We start from the raw sequence: 16,295 nt of genomic DNA, 5'->3' as shown, positions 1-16,295 counted from the left end.
GTTACTGGGCCCCGTTCGATGAACCGCCGTCGTCGGAGTCGGGGGACCGCTCGTCGTCGGTGTCGATCCCGAACTCGATGTCCTCGAACAGATCCTCCGCGGCGGTCTCGAGCAGCACCGTCTCGCCTGCGGTGACGGTTTCACCCCGTCTGACGGCGAGATCCTCCTGCGTGACTCCCGGCGGAAACAGGACGTCGATGCGGCTCCCGAACGCGATGTGTCCGATGCGCTGGCCGCGCTCGAGGCCGTCACCGGCCTCGACGTACGGGTGAATCCGACGGGCGAACGCGCCGGCGATGAACGTGACGTCGGCTTCGTCGTCGGCCCCCGCCCCCTCGTCGTCGGCTTCGGCCGTCGCTTCGGACGGTCCGTCGGTCGCGTCCAGGCCCTCGACGTCGGTGAGCCGAACGTGGACTTTCTCGTTGCGGTCCGAGTCCTTCGAGAACGCCGGTTTGTACGCGCCGGGTTCGTGATCGACGGCGGCGACGGTCGCGTCGAACGGGGAGCGGACGACGTGGACGTTGTGGACGTTCATGAAGATCCCGAGGCGCAGCCTGTCGCCCTCCGGTCTGATGACCGATACCTTTCCGTCACACGGGGCGACGACGCCGGTCGGCGGCGGCGTTCGATCCGGGTCGCGAAAGAACGCGAGCGCTCCGACGCCGATCGCGAGCGCCAGGACGCCAGCGGCAACGCTGAACACCAGCGCGAACGGTGCGACGAGCAGCGGAACGATGGCGTATCGCCAGGCCCCCGGCGCGAAGTTCATGTCCGCCCTGACGTGGCGGAGATGTTTGGCCGTTACGGAGACCCGAGGGGCGTCGTCGTCGGTCGAGTACCAGTCTCCGAACCGTCTCCTGTGCCATACCGGCCACATCCTCCGGGAGTAGGCGGCGACTTCACCCGACTCCCCGACGGTGGTCCGATCGTTACCGGGAGGGCAAGGCGCATTAACGAGGAGATACTTTGGTGGGACGATGAGGCGACGTCGCGTTCTCGCCATCGGTGGAATGCTCGCTGGGACTGCCGTCTCCGGCACCTGGACCCGAGGGTCCGGCGACGGGGGAACCGTTGGCGCCGTCGGCGAGTCCACGGGGGCCGACGATCTCACCAGAGACGAAGAGACGATCCTTCCGGGGACCGTCCACGAGACGGTACTTCACGAGATCGAGGCACCCGCAGACGGGCCGACGGTCATGGTCGTCGGCGGCGTCCACGGCGACGAACACAACGGCTACACGGTCGCCCACGAGGTGACCGACTGGCACCCCGACGCCGGCACCCTCGTGGTGATCCCGGAAGCGGACGTCGTCGCGGTCGAGAACGACGAGCGGGAGGGGATCGACGGCGATCTGAACCGACACTTCCCCGCAGACCGCGAGCCGGAGAGCGAACTCGCCCGCGGCATCTGGGAGGCCGTCGAACGTCACGAACCGGACGTCCTCCTCGACCTCCACCGCTCGCTCGGCATCTACGGCGTCCACGACCGGTTCGTCGGTCAGGCGATCTTTCACTCGCCGGACGCCTATGGGGAGGATCTCGCCAGCTACCTCAACGACGCGGCCGTTCCGTGGTATATGCCGCTTCACGAGTTCACCGCGGCCGTCAGCGGAATGGGCGGTCCGCTGCTCTTTCACAAGGCCTACCGGGATCTGGAGACGACCGCCTACCTGTTCGAAACGACCGACTTCCTGCTCGACCAGGAGACGAAAAATGAGCAGACCCGCCTCGCGACTGCAAAGGTGCTCGAGTACCACGACATACTCGAGTCGGAGGACGGTCGATGAGCATCTCGATTCGGCGCGTGCTGGTGGGGCCGGCGACGCTCGTCACCTACGCGCTGCTGGTCGTCCCGTTCGCTCTCGGGGCGGTCAAGACGGCCCTGATGACCCCGCTGGCGCTGCCAGGCTACCTGATCTTCGTGATCGGGACGGCGATCGGCAACGCGATCGCACCCCGGTTCGCGCTCTGGGTGTACTGGGTGCCGTTTCTCGTCGGCTGTTACGGTATCTCGCTGGTCGTCGGCTACGGCTACGAGTGGTGGCGGTCCACCGAGGCGGTGACCGAATCGGAGTCGGTTGACGAGCGGGTCGATTCCGTCCCGGAGAGTCGCCAGTAGCCCCCCGAACTCCGAATCGTTTCTCGAGGGTTCGGAACGGCCGCCTATCCCTCCGTAGTCAGCCGATACAGCCGGGCGTATCCGGGCGTATGTTCGGCCAAACGAGGGTAGGGAGATAGGAACAATGCCACGAGACGGGCTCCGATGAGTCAAGACTGCACCCGTGAGCATCTTTTCACGTTCCCCACCGGCCGCGGACGCGAGCGCGAGTGAGACCGAGGTCCAGCCGCCGGCCCCCGTTCGTCTCGTGGATGTCGGACACGAGTACGCCTCGAGCGGGCGCGGCGGGCGCTCGAACGAGAGCCAGTCGGTCACGGCGCTGCGTGACGTCTCGTTTACGGTCGAAACGGGCGAGATCGTGGGCATCTCCGGACCGAGCGGGAGCGGCAAGTCGACGATCCTCCACGCCGTCGCGGGTCTGCTGGTGCCGACATCCGGTTGCGTCGAACTCCTCGGCACCGACCTCACGACGCTGTCGGGTGGCGCCCGCACCCGCTCGAGACGGGACCACGTCGGGATCATCTTCCAGCGCTTTCATCTCCTGCCGTCGCTGTCGGCCCGCGCGAACGTCGCCCTGCCGCTCGTCCAGGTCGGCGTCCCCCGGCGAAAGCGACGAAAGCGCGCGAGCGACCTGCTCGAGCAGGTCGGACTCGGCGACCGGGTTACGCATCTGCCGGGCGAACTGAGCGGCGGCGAACAACAGCGGGTCGCGATCGCCAGAGCGCTCTCGACGGAGCCGGCGGTGATCGTCGCCGACGAACCCACCGGCGAACTCGACACCGCGACCGGCGAAACCGTCCTCGAGGTCCTGACCGACGTCGCGACCGACCGTGCCGTCCTGGTCGCCTCTCACGACACCGCCACGCTCGACGTGACGGACCGCGTGATCGAACTCCGGGACGGGACGGTGGTCGACGATGGACGGTGACTGGCGTGGGAACCGCCGAACCCGCTGGATCGGGCTCGTTCGGCTCTCGATCGCCAGGGTGCGAACCCAGGCCTCGCGATACACGCCGGGGCTGACGGTGCCGACGGTGATCGTCGTCGCGCTGACGATCTCGAACCTGGTGCTCGTCACCGGGGTCGCACTCGCGCTCGCTGATCACTCCCAATCGACGGACGACGCCGACGTCAGAATCGTTCCGGGCGGCGGGGAGCCCCAGTCGTCCGTCGCGGGCGCCGAAGGCGTCCGACTCGGCGCGTCCCACGATCGAGCGGCGGCGATCGCAGACCGAAACGGGGTGAGACACGCGACGCCGGTGCTGTCCGAGCCGGTTCGGGTCTCCGCTGCGGGCGGCGAGCGAGCCGAGTACGTCACGGTCGTCGGCGTCGTTCCCGGCTCGAAGCCGTCGACGGTGGCGGGGTTGTCGACTGACGGCCTCGAGCCCGGTGATCCCCAGCACGCGAACGGTTCCAACGACGGGCCGCGGGCCGGTGAAATAGTGCTCTCAGCGGCCGCCGCGGAGCGCCTCGGTGTCGAGTCCGGCGACGAGGTCGCGCTCGAGAGCGCTGCCGGAGACGAATCGACGCAGTCACACACTGTCCGGCGAATCGAACCCGCCGAGGACGAGGACGCCGCGGTCGCCCTGGTTCATCTGAGCGAATTACAGTCGTTCACCGGCGCGGACGAGGACGACCTCGCCGATGCGATTCTCGTCTGGGGAGACGAGGACGCCGTGCAGGCCGCCACCGATGAGGCGTACCCGGCGGGGACGGTCGATGCGGGCGGGGGGATCGACTCGCTGTTCGCCGACGATCTCGCGCTCGTGACGAGTGCCCTCGCCTTGCTCACCGGCGTCGCGCTCTGTTCGCTGTTCGTCGCCACGACGGTCGGCCTCAGCGTCGACAGCGACAGACGCGCGCTCGCCGTACTCGCCGCGGTCGGCTTCTCGAACCGAAGCCGACTGGTGATCGTCGCGGTCGCAACGGTGACGACGGCGCTCCTCGGTGCGCTGGTCGGGATCGCTCTGGGGCTCGTCGGCATCGTCGCCGTTAACGCCGTCGCGACGGCGACGTTTGCACCCGACGCGGTCGCCGTCTCCGACCCCGTACTGGTACCGTACGCGATCGGCGTTGCGCTCGTCTCGGTGCTGATCGCGCTGCCGTACCCGCTCGCGATCGCCGCCAGAACGAACGTTCTCGCGGAGGTCGAGCGGTGAACCCGCGCCGGCCGGTCTCGCGCGCGTGGGCCGTCGTCGGCCTCGCGATCGCACAGCTTCGGCGCTCCCCCGGTCGAACCCTGCTGGCCGTGTTCGGGGTTGCGCTGGCGGTGCTTTCGGTGACGCTCCTGGCGAGTCTCGGCGTGGGCGTCATCGAGACGGGTCAGGAAGGATTCGACCAGTCCGGCCGCGATATCTGGGTAACGGGTGGTCCGACTGCCCAGGCCGCCGAGGGCGGAGAAAATTCGGTCGTCGACGCCCACCGGGTGACGGCGGAGATCGAAGCCCGGGAGGACGTCTCCGAAGCGCGGGCAATCGGGCTCCACGACGTCTACATCGGAACCGGGTCCGACGACCGCGAGCGGCTCACCGCCGTCGGAGTCCAGGGAACCCATCGCCACTTCGAGTTCGAGGACGGCGGTGGCTTCGGCGAGGACGCGGCAGACGAGCAAGAACGGCTCAATGGCGAGGGGATCGTCGTCGATCCGGCGGTCGCGGACCGACACGACCTCGAGGTCGGCGACACCGTCTCCGTCGCCGCGAGCGAGGAGGGTGCCGGGCGGGAGTTCACTGTCGTCGGCGTCGGCTCGTACTACTCGCAGTTTCTCGGGACCGAGACGGTGACGGTTCCGCTTACCGAACTCCAGGGCGTCGCAGGAAGTACGGCCGGCGACAGGGCCGCGTTCGTCACCGTTAACGTCGACAGCGACGCCGACCGCGAGGCAGTCCGAGACGACCTCGCGGCGGAGTACCCGACCTACGACATCCGGACCAACGACGAGCAACTGAGCGCGATGGTCGCGGATCGGCTGCTCATCGTCGCGAGCGCGATGGCGCTCGTCGGCCTCGCCGTCTGCGGCGGCATCACCCTGACGACGAACCTGTTCGTGCTGGTCGCCTACCAGCAACGGGAGGAACTCGCCGCGCTGCGGGCGATCGGTCTCTCTCGAGGCGTCCTCGCCGGCACGATCGCCGTCCAGGGGTTCGTTATCGGTCTCGTTGGAGGGACGATCGGCGTGCTCGCGACGCTTCCGCTCTCGATCGGGCTCAACTACGTCTCGACGATAACCGTCGGGTTCGAACGGATCGTCCGACCGATCCCGGAGGTGTACGCGCTCGGCTTCGCCGTCGCCGTCGTCGTCGGCACGCTCGTCGCACTCGTCACCGGCTGGCAGGCCGGTCGGCAGCTCCGGCTCGAGCGCCTCGAGGGCTGATCAGAACTGGTAGACGTCGTCGTGCTCGCGCTCTGCGCTGTCGACGGAGTCGTCCCGAATTTCGTCCATCGACGGACTCTCCCGGCCCTCGAGTTCGTCTTTGAGCCACCACAACCCCCCGAGCGAGACGACGAAGAAACCGAGAGCGATAACACTGTACGACCGACCGCCGACGGCGACGAGTACAACCGTCGCGGCGGTGACGAGCAGTGCTGCGACCGCGAACGCCGCCGTTGTACGAGTGCTGTTAATCATGCAATCATTTCAAATATTCTACTTCTATCCCGATGTATGTTTCGGTGCAGGGGGTCGGTATCGAGGTTGTGGCGCCCGGACGAGACGAGTATTCGGTACGTACTTTTCGTCCCGGAACGTTCGTCGATTATGGCTTCGCCGTTCACCCTCTGTAAAACGGCCCTCTTCTCGGCCGTCGTGCCGGGAACTGTCGCCGGACTCGTTCCGTCCCTGCTCGCCCGGCGCGACCGGGGCGCGCTGCCGATCGAGACGCGAACGGCTCGAGTCGCCGGCCTCGCCTCGTTCCTCTCGGGACTCGCGCTGTACGCCCACACCGCCTGGCGGTTCGCCGACGAGGGCGACGGGACGCCCGCACCGATCGACGAACCCGAGGAACTCGTTCGCGGCGGGATCTACGCTCACGTCCGAAATCCGATGTACGTCGCGGTCCTCCTCTGTATCGTCGGTCACGGGCTGTTGCGGCGGTCGCCGCTCGCGCTCTGGTGGGCCGTCGGCTGTTGGCTCGGCTTTCACCGCCGGGTGGTCGACGACGAGGAGCCCCACCTGCGGGCAAAACACGGGGCGGCCTACGAGGCGTACTGCGAGGCGGTTCCGCGGTGGGTGCCCCGCGTCAGCTCTGCCGATCGGTAGCTCGAGGCCCAACCCGTATCAGTCCCAGAATGCCTGCGTTCGGGCGTACTGGCGCTCCTTCGTAAGGATGTCCCGGTAGAACTCCGCCTCGCTCTCGCGATGGTTGTTGATGATCTGGGCCGCGTTGTGCGGCCCGACCCCGCGGGCCGCCAGCGCGATCACGGCTCGCTTGCCGTGGCTCTGAACCATGCTCGCCGCCCGGTAGGCGCGCTCGGTCATCTCCCGCTGCTCGTCGTCTTTCTCGTCGGCCTGGACCGCCTGGACTACCTCGTCGGCCCACGGGTTCAGCGCCGCGATTCTGGTCGACTCGCACTCGGGGCACCGCGGCTGGTCGCGCACGCGCCTGACTTTCGTCCGACTCGTCCACTCCCGACAGTGCATACAGCAGAGGATCACGCGATCGTCCTGGATGCGCTCGCGAACGGTCTTGATAACGCTCGCGTCGGCGTTCTCGGGCGCGAGCAGCTCCTTGCCCGACGAGCGGCCGCCGAGGCCGACCGCGGTACGCCCTCGCACCGTCTCGAGGGCCAGTTCACCCGACTGGATGCCCTCGAGTACCGCGCTCGTGCCCTCGGTATCGAGGTCCTCGTGAAACACCTCCCGCACCGCCTCGGCGTACATCGGCGTGTCCTCGAGCGCCGCCAGCAGTCGCTCGCTCGAGAACCGGCCCGAGCCCTGGCCCTGCCAGCGCTTGAGGGCGCCGAACTTCGCCGAGACCTGCGAGAGCCGGAACGCCAGCGCGTCCGAGCGCTTCAGCCCGAGTTCGACGATCGTCTCGACGTGGGCGGGATCGGTGTCGGTGAGCACCGCCAGGATGTCGCTCGTGGCGACGTCGCTCGGCACCTCGAGTTCGATCCGATAGGGGTCGACCTCGAGACCCACGGAGGAGCCGGTCTGCTGGCCCAGCAGGGCCGAGAGCACCCGTCCCAGCGTCTCGTTCGTCTTGTGGCCGAAGGCGGCGTTGAGCACGACGGTTCGGCCCTGGCGCTCGAGCACCAGCCGATCGCGAGTCGGCATCGGCGCCCCGCTCTCGGCGTGGTCCGCGAGTTGCTGGCAGGCCGACTCGAGGGTGTACTCGTCGGCGGGATACCGGCCGGCGAGGTCGCGGCCGACGGCGGCGGCGTCCGCCCCGGCTGCAACCTGGGGTTCGGCAACCCCGCGAAGCTCACCGACTTCCCCTGCAACGGCCGACGGCACGGGAATCTCCTGGCCGATCCAGGAGGGGACCTCGCCGGCGGGATCCTCGATCGGGCTCACCTTCACCCGGCTCTCCTCGTCGTCGATCTCGGCGATCCGCCACATCTCCCCGCGCTGGATGAACACCTCTCCCGGCATCGCGAAGTTGACGACGAACCGCTCGTCCAGGGTCCCGATCTGGCTCCCGGAGGCGATATCGTGGACCTCGTAGGTTTCCTCGTCTGGGATCATCGAGAGGTTGGCGTAGACGTACTGCCAGGTCCCGCCGGAGGTCTCGATCCGGTCGTCGCCCTCGTCGTGCCAGACGATGCGGTTGCGATGGAGCTCCGAGAGGACGGTTCGGAACTCCTCCTCCGAGAGATCGCGGAACGGGTACGCCCGCGTGAGGATCTCGTAGGCCTCGTCGACGAACAGCGCCCCGCTACTGTGAACTAGCCCCGGGATCTGGTTGGCAACGACGTCGAGGCTGCCCTCGTGGATTGCCGCCGGCTCGACCTCGCCGTCGCGGGCGCGTCTGGCGATCGCGAGCGCCTCGAACGTATCGTCCGGGCGGGTCGTGACGATCGTCCCTCGGGACACCTCGTCCTGGCGGTGACCCGCTCGCCCGATCCGCTGGAGCAGCCGGGACACCTGCCGGGGGCTCTGGTACTGGATCACGTGGTCGATCCGGCCCACGTCGATCCCCAGTTCCATCGAGGAGGTACAGAGCAGCGCCTCGAGCCCGCCCGCTTTGAACCGATCCTCGACGTCGATCCGGGCATCCTTCGAGAGCGAGCCGTGGTGGACGCCGATCGGCAGCTCGAGCTCCTTGAACCGCGAGCCGAGCGCCTCCGCCGTCTGGCGGGTGTTGACGAAGATGAGGGTGGACTCGTTCTCCGCGACGAGATCGCGGATCAGCCGGACGTGACTCGCGGTGTCCGCTTCCGTCATCAATTTTCCCGACAGCCGCTCGTCCTCCGCCGTGATTTCGGGCTCGCGAACCGTCACGTCGACGTTGCTCCCGACGTCGATCTCGCGGATTTCGGGGTCGCGCCCGCCGGTTAGGAAGCGCCCGACCTCCGCGGGATCGCCGACGGTGGCCGAGAGGCCGATCCGCTGGAACCGCCCGGAGAGTTCTCGCAGGCGCTCGAGCCCAACCGCCAACTGCGCTCCCCGCTTCGAGGCGGCGAGCTCGTGAACCTCGTCGATCACGACGTGGGAGACGTCCTCGAGGGCCTCCCGCAATCGCTCACCGGTCAGCATCGCCTGCAGCGTCTCGGGGGTCGTCACCAGCACGTCAGGCGGGCTCTCGGCCTGCTTGCCCCGCTGGTACTGGGTCGTGTCGCCGTGGCGGACGTCCACCTCGAGATCGAGGTACTCGCCCCACCACTCGAGGCGCTCGCGCATGTCGCGGTTCAGTGCTCGAAGGGGCGTGACGTACAGCGCGCCGAACCCCTCCGGTGGGTCGGCGACGAGGTGGTCAAAGACGGGGAGCATCGCCGTCTCGGTCTTTCCACTCCCGGTGGGAGCGATCACGAGCGTGTCCTCGCCGGCGGCGAGCGGCGGGATGGCGAGTTGCTGTGGCGCCGTGGGCTGTGAGAACCCGCGCTCGGAGAGCGCCTCCCGCACCGCTGGCCCGAGGTGCGTGAAGGCCGCGAGATCCCCCTGCGTCATCTATCCGTGGTAGGGTCGTGAACCCGATAAGATCGTTGCTTTACTGATCGCTGGAAGCGCGATTTTTCGGCCCAGAAGAAGGCGTCTCAGAACTTACTGGTCCAGTAAGCCCACCTGTGAATTGATCAAAAACATTCGAGGAGGTCACCGCCATCGACCGGATCGGGGAGATCCGCCGCGTCGTCAGGGAGGTCGTCGATATCGTGATAGTAGTCTGCATCTGCGCGCACAACTCCGGTTTCATCGATCCCATAGATTGCACCTTCGCCGAAGGCATCGTAATAGCTACCAGTACCAGACTCACGCTCTTGCCTGAAGGCGAATCCGAACGAAATATAGACTGTGGTGTTGTCGATGATCTCGGTGTCGTGGGTAGTGAACGAAAACGCCACGACATTTTCTTCTCCCCGCTCCGATACCGCCCAGTTTTGCGTGTAGGCCCGTTCGTACGCGGACACGAACGACTGGAGGGCTTCCTCGCCGAAGTCGGGCGGCGGATCGGGGTACGGTTCGACGCCGGCACTGTGGACCTCGGTCGTGTCACCGTCTTCGCTCGTTATCTCGAACGTCTCACAGACGTTTCCGGTTGGCTCAGGGCGATCCGCGTTCGCACAGTCGCGGCGGTCGGCGATCGAGTCCGGATCTGGATCCGTCGGCTCGGTAGTGCTGTCGGTCGTCCAGTCCTCCTTCCACGTACAGCTTGGGCCGTCGTTATCCTCGACTGTCGTACCGGTGTTATTCTCGTTCCGTGTCTCGAGATCATCGATGCAGCCACCCGTCCCGAAGAGAGTACTTGCAGTACTCACAGCGAGCAGCTTCCGTCGATTCATTCTGTATCATCTGTTAGGACAAAATCACTACATATATATCTACTCTAACTTCGAGGAGCGATTTGAGTTATCGCCGTTCGGTACCGATCTCACCTGTCTTGACCGCGACGTTCAGATACGCTGGTAGTGGAACAAACGCAGAACCTGCTAGGTGTGCCTGTGGATGGAACGACCCGGTCTTTCTCGCGATCACCCGAGCTACCGTCGCCTCGTTTCTTCGACTCCCACTGACGTATTCCCCAGACAGGAATGAAAAAGACAGACAACGCCGCTATCACTACCAAAACCAGTACGAGCGCCTCGATCATCGTCGTTCATAGACTGTGTGCTCGAATATCATCTATCTGCTTACTTCTGAGACGCTCGGTATCTGCTTCGCCGCTACTGGCTGCGACCGTCACGAGGTCCCGCGTAAGGGACTGCGTTGGGACGGTCGCTGTCGACCGGTCCTACTCGAGACCCCACTCCTCGTCCTCGATTCGTTCGGTAACCAGCTCCTCGCGGTCGCCGAGCACGCGGACGGTGAATCCCTCGCCGTCGCGCTCGTACTGGAGATCGAGTGTCGTCACGTCGGCGGTGAGCTCCCGTTCGACCGGCGACGGCTCCTCGCGGCCGTCGGCCGGCTCGAGGTCGTGGGCCTCGTAGGCGATCCGCGTCGAGGTCTCGACCAGTCCCTCCTCGTTCGTGAGATCGGCGTCGATGCCGTCGGCCGTCTCCTGTAACTCGAGCGTGTAGGTTTCCATCGTCATACGCGACCGAATCATGCGCCAACCAAAGGAACTCCCGCTTGCAGTTGCCACGCTGCCGTCCCGCGGTTCCGTCACCCTGGTCAGACCGACCGGTAGGGACCCAGTCGCGTCCCGTCGAGCAGGTACGCCTCGCCGCCCTCGAGTCCGTCGGGGAGAAACGGCGCGAGAAACGACTGGTTCGGGACGTTCATCCACGTTCCGCCGACCAGTTCGTTGAACGCCGGCAGCACGACAACTTCGGGTGGGGTTCCCTTCTCATCGAGCCACTCGAGGTCCGCGTACTCGTCTCGCTCCCGGAACGTCGCCGGAGCCAGGCGACCCCGGAGCCACGCCCGTTCGACGCGACTGCCCCCGACTTCGTCCTCGAGGCGAACGCAGGGGTGTTCGTGGCCCAGGCAGACGACCCGGCTCTCGAGAACTTCAGGTGCAGGCCAGGTGTGGCCGTGACAGACGCCGAGATCGCCCAGACGAGTTCCGGAACCGGGAACGATCTCGCACCCCTCGAGCCAGGTTCCGATCGCCCCGTCGTGGTTGCCTTTGACCAGCGTCACCGCCAGCCAGGGGGGGAACGACTCGAACAGCACCTCGAGTTCGCCCCGTTCTGCGCCGCCGGGGTCGCCGATCGAGTGCATCAGGTCGCCGCAGACGATCAGACGGTCGGCGCCGGTCCGCTCGAGCAACGAGAGCAGTCGCTCGCGGCGCTCGGGTGCCTTGCTCGGCACGTCGACGCCGCGTTCGATCCGGAGGCCGGCCTCGTAGCCGGCGTGGTAGTCCGCGATCAGCAGCGCGCGCTCGTCCTCGAGGGTCGCGGTCGCTGCTGGTGCGTCGGGAACGGGTTCGATTAGCGGTTTCAGGGGGTCGGTAGGCACGGCGTCGCGGGGGCGATCAGATCGCCTTGAGGTTGCCGTCGGTCGGTTCGTAGCACTGGCCGCCCATCAGCGCTTCCTCGATGGCGTCCTCGACGTCCGCTTCGGTGGCGCCGGTGTCCGCAACCACCCGTTCGACGACGGTTTCGCGATCCGCACCGTCACCGTCGTCGAGTTCGCTCATGGTTTCGACCGCTCGCGACTGGAGGTCGACGTCATCGGCAGCCGGCTCCGACTCCTCGTCGGCGGTCGTCGCGGCGGCTTCTGTCGGCTCGTCGGCGTCCGCCGGTTCGGTATCGTCAGCCGGGGGCTCGAGGTCGTCGGCTTCTTCGGCCGTCGCCTCGTCGTCGGCCGCTGGCTGCTCGTCGTCGTCGGACGCCTCGTCGGGTTCGGGGACGTCGATGTCGGCGCTCCCCGGCTCCTCAACCTCCGCACCGGTGGTGAACTCCGAGCCGAACTCCGCCTCGAGTTCCTCCCGTTCCTCGTCGTCCATCTCGTACATCTCCCCGCCGAGTTCGGCGGCCGCCTCGAAGTCGCCGAGGTCGTCCTCGTCGGTGGTCGTCTCCGGCTCGCTATCGGCCACCTCGCTCTCGTCGAACGTGGCCGTTTCCTCGCTGGCTTCCGACCCAGCCGTCGAGTCGTCGCCAGCGGCGGTCGGCTCCGACGCTGGCTCCGCGCCCGTCGGCTCGTCGTCAGTTTCGACCGCATCGTCAGCCCCGGCTGCCTCCGTTGTTGTCCGGGTCTCGTCGGCAGCTTCGGGTTCGCTGTCGTCCGCCTCGTCGACCGCAGTCGCCGTCGCGCTGACGGGTTCGGCCTCGTCGTCGTCGGTCGGCTCGTCGGCCGCTGTCGGGGTCGAGGACTCGAGTTCGACCCTCGCGAGGGCGCCGAACCCCGCGGTCGTCCCGCCGCTGGCGTCGGGCTCGAGTCCCAGCCCCTCGACCTGATCCAGGTCGCCCGAGACGACGCGGGCGGCGTCGACCGACAGCGACTCGAGGGCCTCGAGGTAGGCCGGCGTCGTTCCGTAGTGGTTCTGGGCGAGCGGAATCCCCTTTGCGACCCCTTCGTCGACGCCGGACTCGAGCAGCGCTGCCGTGAGCTCCTCGCCGGCTGCGTCGAGTTCGGCCGCTGCGGCGTAAGTGCCGATCCGCTCGCGGGTCTGCGCTGCGGCCGAGACGACCCAGCGATCGCGGGTGTCGGCGTCGACGGTCGCGATGCTCTCGGGGCGAATCGATGTGTACACCTGATCCGAATCGTCGGGCTGGAACGTCCTCGCTTTCCCCGTCACCGCGACGAACGCGGGGGGCTCGAGCCGTTCTAGGGCGGCGAGTTCGTCGGGCTGGTACTGGCCGGCGTAGACGACGAACGCGCCCGTCGGGTCGACGACGCGGGCGCGTAGCATCTCGTCGTTGACCTGGCTCACCTCGGTAAGGGTGCCGACGACGAACAGGCGGTTGACTCGCGCTCCGGTCGGCGTGATCACGTAGTTCGGGGCGCGCTCCTCGTCGCTTTCTGCGTGCGACAGCGAGGCGTCGTCGTACTCCGCGGCGAACAGCCGGTAGGCGACCTCGCGGCCGCCGCCCTCGGCGCTCATGCGCCCACCTCCTTCAGGAAGGCCGTCGCACGCGCGGCCGGATCGTCGTCGCTCTCCTCGAAGGTGGTCGCGTTGAGATTCGCGCCGTACTCGTCGACCGAGAGGTGGCCCCGAACCCGGTACTCGCGGCCGACGATTCGCTCGCGGATGGTGTCCGCGACGGCCTCCTGGTCCATCGCCTCGCGAGCCTCCTCGCGGGCGTCCTCGAGGTCACCGCCGTACACCTGTTCGGTCAAGTCGTCGTCCAGAATCGCGGTGACGGTGCCGGTGCCGTCGTCCAAGATCGCCTTCACGCGCAGGTCGTCCTCGCCGTCGACGTTGCCGTGGGTGCGACACTGCCCCTTCTGGACGACGCGGCTGCACTCGGGACAGCGCTGGATGAGCCCGGAGCCGTCTCGCACCGCGATGAGGTTGCCGACGAGACAGACGTCGTAGACACCGCCCGTGGATACGGCCTCGCCGATCCCCATCTCGGGGGCGTCGTCGCCGACGTCGACGGACTCCTCGAGCGCGCTCACCCGGGAGTACGCTGAGACGTTGACCTCGGGAACGCCGCGGAACTCGCGGACGTAGGCGTTCTCGATGCGAACGGAGGCGCCCTCTTCGATCTCCGGGGCGGGGTCCCAGTTGGTGAACGGCAGTCGGCCCGATTCGTCGCCGAAGACGCCACTCAGAATCTGCGTTTCGCCGTCACGGCCGTCGATCGTTCGCTCTTCGCACTCGACGACGGAGACTTCGATGGTGGCCGCGCGGTCGCCGGTTCGGAGTTCGGCAAGCGTGGCGTCGCCGCCGATCTCGTAGGGAACGTCCGGGCCGTCCTCGAGGAACGACACCGACGTACTCTCGCCGAGGTTGAGTTCGGGTTCGCCGTCCCACTCGCGGACGCCGGCGTTGCCCGCGGTGATCGCGTCGCCCGGCGAGAGGCCGAAGTCCTCCCAGGCGGTGTAGTCGATGACGCCGCTCTCGTCGGCGAGGCGCCCCTCGACGATGACGTGATCGCTGCCCTGGTAGCGGATCGAGCGCTCGCCGGCTGTGAGCACGACGCCCGTCACCGTGACGCTGCTATCGTCGGTCGTGATCTCGCCGATCTCTTTGGCGGAGGGCGCTCCGCCGCCGCTCGAGCCGTCGCCGTACTTTCGGCGAAGGCTCTGTTTGGCTTCGTTGATCGGCACGCTGTACTCGACCAAGTTCTGCAGGTCGGATTTGACCTCCTGGGTGTCAACGCCGAGATCGGAGGCGAGATCCTCGGCATGTGCTTCGAGATCCATCACTGGCAGTTCGAGCGGCCACCTTAAAAGCGTTCCCGCAGCGGGGTGGAAGTGAACGCGCGAGTCGGAGCCGTACGAGGTCCCCGCGAGCGCCAGGTTCATAGCGGTCCCGTCGGTACTCCGGTGGTATGGAACGAGTCGGCGCCGCCCTCGGCGGCCTCGCGTTCGTCGTCGCGGTCTTCGGCGGGATCGTCGTCATCAGGGTGCTCACGCGGGCGCTGTACGCGGCGATCTGGTTCGCCGAAACCGTCGCGACGTTCGCGTTCGCGCTGTTGATCGGCTACGTCGTGTATCGGATTCTGCTCGGCTCGAGCGACGATCCGCGCCGGGGCGTGTGAGCGGGCAGCGAGTTCGATCACTTCGGATCGCCTCGCCGGTTCCGCGGGATCTTTTACCCGTGATTGAGAGCGTGAACCCATGACACAGCAACGGGTCGAGGTCGCCGGCCCCCTCGACGCCTTCCGGCAGTTCTTCTCGCTCCAGCGGGACGTGCTGGTGCTCTCGCTGGCGATGTTCGCGTTCAGCCTCGGCTTCCAGATGACGAACCGGTTCCTGCCGGAGTACCTCTTTTTTCTCGGCGCGACCGGCCTCGTCGTCGGGCTGTTCGCCACGCTGGGGAACGTGATCGGAGCCGTCTACCCCTACTACGGCGGCGTCGTCTCCGACCGCGTCGGTTCGAGATACGCGCTGACCGTCTTCGGCTTTCTCTCGACGTTCGGCTTCGTCATCTGGCTGGGTTCGGCCTACGTGCCGTCGACCGACCTCGGCGCGGTCGTCCTCGAGCCGTGGGTCTGGGTGTTCGTCGGGCTCCTGCTGGCCCAGTGCTGGAAGTCGTTCGGCATCGGGGGCCACTACGCCATCGTCAAGCAGGCGACCGATCCCGGTCACCTCGCCCGGGGCTTCGCCAGCACGGAGACGTTCCGGCGGACGGCGTTCCTGATCGCCCCGCTAATCGTTGCCGTCCTCGTCGCCGACCAGCTCATGCCGGGCTTCCTGTGGGTGCTCGTGATCGCCATCGTCTTCGCGCTGGCCGGGACGCTCGCCCAGCACCTCCTGTACGAGGCCGACGCCGACTCCGTTGGCAAGGAGTTTCAGGGGTTCGGTCAGATCGTCGACGACCTGCAGGCGCTGCCCGACGCGCTGCGCCCGCTGCTGGTCGCCGACACGTTCGTTCGGTTCGCCAACGGGATGGTGTACGTGTTTTTCGTGCTCGTGATCACCCAGCTCATGGACATCGGGCTCACCGCGACGCTTCCCGTCTTCGGTACGATCGATCTCTCGCCGGCTGCGTTCTTCGGCGTGTTGCTCGGCGTCGAGATGTTCGTCGCGCTGCTCACGATGGCACCCGTCGCCAAACTCGCCGAGTACACCGGCCTCAAGCCCGTCGTCGGCTTCGGCTTTCTGGTGTACGCGATCTTCCCGGTCATGCTGATCTTCGCCCCGGAGAACGTCTGGATTCTCATTGCCCTGTTTGCGTTCTCGGGGCTGCGATTCGCCGGGCTGCCGGCGCACAAGGCGCTGATCGTCGGGCCGGCAGAACGGGGTGCGGGCGGCCGGGTGACCGGCTCGTACTACTTCGTCCGCGGCGCGATCGTGATCCCGAGCGGTGCGCTCGGCGGCGTTCTCTGGCAGTACGCGACACCCGAGCTCTCTTTCACCATCGCATCGATCATCGGACTGATCGGTGTCGGCTACTTCGCGCTCTTCGGACAGGAGTTTGAGGCCTACCAGCGAGGGTAGCGGCTTCGTCCCCGCGTTTCGCCG

At 67.1% G+C, this 16,295-nt stretch carries 16 protein-coding genes; 8 read left to right on the top strand and 8 right to left on the bottom strand.

The features are described 5' to 3' along the window. Window position 1: 1 nt before the first annotated feature. The gene (locus AC6I6S_RS20400) at window positions 2-769 is read right to left on the bottom strand and encodes a protein sorting system archaetidylserine decarboxylase (RefSeq protein WP_497952792.1); all 768 of its coding nucleotides are present in this window, start codon (window positions 767-769) and stop codon (window positions 2-4) included. 208 nt (window positions 770-977) lie between these two features. Here AC6I6S_RS20400 and AC6I6S_RS20395 point away from each other — a divergent pair, with 208 nt between their 5' ends. The 5 genes from AC6I6S_RS20395 to AC6I6S_RS20375 all read left to right on the top strand — a co-directional run bounded on the left by AC6I6S_RS20395 (window position 978) and on the right by AC6I6S_RS20375 (window position 5,492). Then, window positions 978-1,787, top strand: a complete 810-nt coding sequence (locus AC6I6S_RS20395; protein ID WP_497952791.1) for a succinylglutamate desuccinylase/aspartoacylase family protein — start codon at window positions 978-980, stop codon at window positions 1,785-1,787. Then, window positions 1,784-2,119 (top strand): hypothetical protein, encoded by a 336-nt coding sequence (locus AC6I6S_RS20390; protein ID WP_497952790.1) that lies wholly within the window; start codon window positions 1,784-1,786, stop codon window positions 2,117-2,119. The genes AC6I6S_RS20395 and AC6I6S_RS20390 overlap by 4 nt, the downstream gene beginning before the upstream one ends. Window positions 2,120-2,288: 169 nt before the next feature. After that, window positions 2,289-3,047 (top strand): ABC transporter ATP-binding protein, encoded by a 759-nt coding sequence (locus AC6I6S_RS20385; protein WP_497952818.1) that lies wholly within the window; start codon window positions 2,289-2,291, stop codon window positions 3,045-3,047. Further along, window positions 3,037-4,278, top strand: coding sequence for an ABC transporter permease (locus AC6I6S_RS20380; protein ID WP_497952788.1), 1,242 nt, complete (start codon window positions 3,037-3,039; stop codon window positions 4,276-4,278). Before AC6I6S_RS20385 ends, AC6I6S_RS20380 begins: the two co-directional genes overlap by 11 nt. Continuing rightward, a complete protein-coding gene (locus tag AC6I6S_RS20375) occupies window positions 4,275-5,492 on the top strand; it encodes an ABC transporter permease (protein ID WP_497952787.1) in 1,218 nt (405 codons plus the stop codon). The genes AC6I6S_RS20380 and AC6I6S_RS20375 overlap by 4 nt, the downstream gene beginning before the upstream one ends. On the opposite strand, the gene AC6I6S_RS20370 is transcribed toward AC6I6S_RS20375, so the two are convergent. Beyond that, the gene (locus AC6I6S_RS20370) at window positions 5,493-5,747 is read right to left on the bottom strand and encodes a hypothetical protein (protein WP_497952786.1); all 255 of its coding nucleotides are present in this window, start codon (window positions 5,745-5,747) and stop codon (window positions 5,493-5,495) included. Window positions 5,748-5,876: 129 nt separating this feature from the next. Here AC6I6S_RS20370 and AC6I6S_RS20365 point away from each other — a divergent pair, with 129 nt between their 5' ends. Beyond that, window positions 5,877-6,377, top strand: coding sequence for a methyltransferase family protein (locus AC6I6S_RS20365; protein ID WP_497952785.1), 501 nt, complete (start codon window positions 5,877-5,879; stop codon window positions 6,375-6,377). 18 nt (window positions 6,378-6,395) lie between these two features. On the opposite strand, the gene AC6I6S_RS20360 is transcribed toward AC6I6S_RS20365, so the two are convergent. The 6 genes from AC6I6S_RS20360 to AC6I6S_RS20335 all read right to left on the bottom strand — a co-directional run bounded on the left by AC6I6S_RS20360 (window position 6,396) and on the right by AC6I6S_RS20335 (window position 14,531). Next, on the bottom strand, window positions 6,396-9,227 hold the full coding sequence (locus tag AC6I6S_RS20360) for a DEAD/DEAH box helicase (RefSeq protein WP_497952783.1): 2,832 nt from the start codon (window positions 9,225-9,227) through the stop codon (window positions 6,396-6,398). 125 nt (window positions 9,228-9,352) lie between these two features. Further along, window positions 9,353-10,033, bottom strand: a complete 681-nt coding sequence (locus AC6I6S_RS20355) for a hypothetical protein (RefSeq protein ID WP_497952782.1) — start codon at window positions 10,031-10,033, stop codon at window positions 9,353-9,355. 473 nt (window positions 10,034-10,506) lie between these two features. Further along, the gene (locus AC6I6S_RS20350; protein WP_497952781.1) at window positions 10,507-10,806 is read right to left on the bottom strand and encodes a hypothetical protein; all 300 of its coding nucleotides are present in this window, start codon (window positions 10,804-10,806) and stop codon (window positions 10,507-10,509) included. Between the two features lie 80 nt (window positions 10,807-10,886). After that, window positions 10,887-11,675 (bottom strand): metallophosphoesterase, encoded by a 789-nt coding sequence (locus tag AC6I6S_RS20345; RefSeq protein WP_497952780.1) that lies wholly within the window; start codon window positions 11,673-11,675, stop codon window positions 10,887-10,889. Window positions 11,676-11,691: 16 nt separating this feature from the next. Next, entirely contained in the window at window positions 11,692-13,263 is a 1,572-nt protein-coding gene (locus AC6I6S_RS20340; RefSeq protein WP_497952778.1) for an RPA family protein, read from the bottom strand. After that, on the bottom strand, window positions 13,260-14,531 hold the full coding sequence (locus tag AC6I6S_RS20335) for a Single-stranded DNA binding protein (protein ID WP_497952777.1): 1,272 nt from the start codon (window positions 14,529-14,531) through the stop codon (window positions 13,260-13,262). The genes AC6I6S_RS20340 and AC6I6S_RS20335 overlap by 4 nt, the downstream gene beginning before the upstream one ends. A gap of 128 nt (window positions 14,532-14,659) precedes the next feature. Here AC6I6S_RS20335 and AC6I6S_RS20330 point away from each other — a divergent pair, with 128 nt between their 5' ends. After that, on the top strand, window positions 14,660-14,869 hold the full coding sequence (locus AC6I6S_RS20330; RefSeq protein ID WP_497952776.1) for a hypothetical protein: 210 nt from the start codon (window positions 14,660-14,662) through the stop codon (window positions 14,867-14,869). 79 nt (window positions 14,870-14,948) lie between these two features. Then, window positions 14,949-16,271 carry an MFS transporter gene (locus tag AC6I6S_RS20325; protein WP_497952775.1) on the top strand — a complete coding sequence of 441 codons (1,323 nt, stop codon included), beginning with the start codon at window positions 14,949-14,951 and terminating at the stop codon, window positions 16,269-16,271. Window positions 16,272-16,295 lie beyond the last annotated feature (24 nt).

This window comes from Natrononativus sp. DTA114, assembly GCF_059736515.1.
Note: the sequence above shows the minus strand (reverse complement) of the source record. Positions and strands in the feature narration are given on the sequence as shown.

Bases quoted from the DNA above. Each gene is read 5' to 3' on its own strand.
- AC6I6S_RS20400 (WP_497952792.1), bottom strand. From the start codon at position 769: ATGAACTTCGCGCCGGGGGCCTGGCGATACGCCATCGTTCCGCTGCTC.
- AC6I6S_RS20395 (WP_497952791.1), top strand. From the start codon at position 978: ATGAGGCGACGTCGCGTTCTCGCCATCGGTGGAATGCTCGCTGGGACT.
- AC6I6S_RS20390 (WP_497952790.1), top strand. From the start codon at position 1,784: ATGAGCATCTCGATTCGGCGCGTGCTGGTGGGGCCGGCGACGCTCGTC.
- AC6I6S_RS20380 (WP_497952788.1), top strand. From the start codon at position 3,037: ATGGACGGTGACTGGCGTGGGAACCGCCGAACCCGCTGGATCGGGCTC.
- AC6I6S_RS20370 (WP_497952786.1), bottom strand. From the start codon at position 5,747: ATGATTAACAGCACTCGTACAACGGCGGCGTTCGCGGTCGCAGCACTG.
- AC6I6S_RS20365 (WP_497952785.1), top strand. From the start codon at position 5,877: ATGGCTTCGCCGTTCACCCTCTGTAAAACGGCCCTCTTCTCGGCCGTC.
- AC6I6S_RS20360 (WP_497952783.1), bottom strand. From the start codon at position 9,227: ATGACGCAGGGGGATCTCGCGGCCTTCACGCACCTCGGGCCAGCGGTG.
- AC6I6S_RS20350 (WP_497952781.1), bottom strand. From the start codon at position 10,806: ATGACGATGGAAACCTACACGCTCGAGTTACAGGAGACGGCCGACGGC.
- AC6I6S_RS20340 (WP_497952778.1), bottom strand. From the start codon at position 13,263: ATGAGCGCCGAGGGCGGCGGCCGCGAGGTCGCCTACCGGCTGTTCGCC.
- AC6I6S_RS20335 (WP_497952777.1), bottom strand. From the start codon at position 14,531: ATGGATCTCGAAGCACATGCCGAGGATCTCGCCTCCGATCTCGGCGTT.
- AC6I6S_RS20330 (WP_497952776.1), top strand. From the start codon at position 14,660: ATGGAACGAGTCGGCGCCGCCCTCGGCGGCCTCGCGTTCGTCGTCGCG.
- AC6I6S_RS20325 (WP_497952775.1), top strand. From the start codon at position 14,949: ATGACACAGCAACGGGTCGAGGTCGCCGGCCCCCTCGACGCCTTCCGG.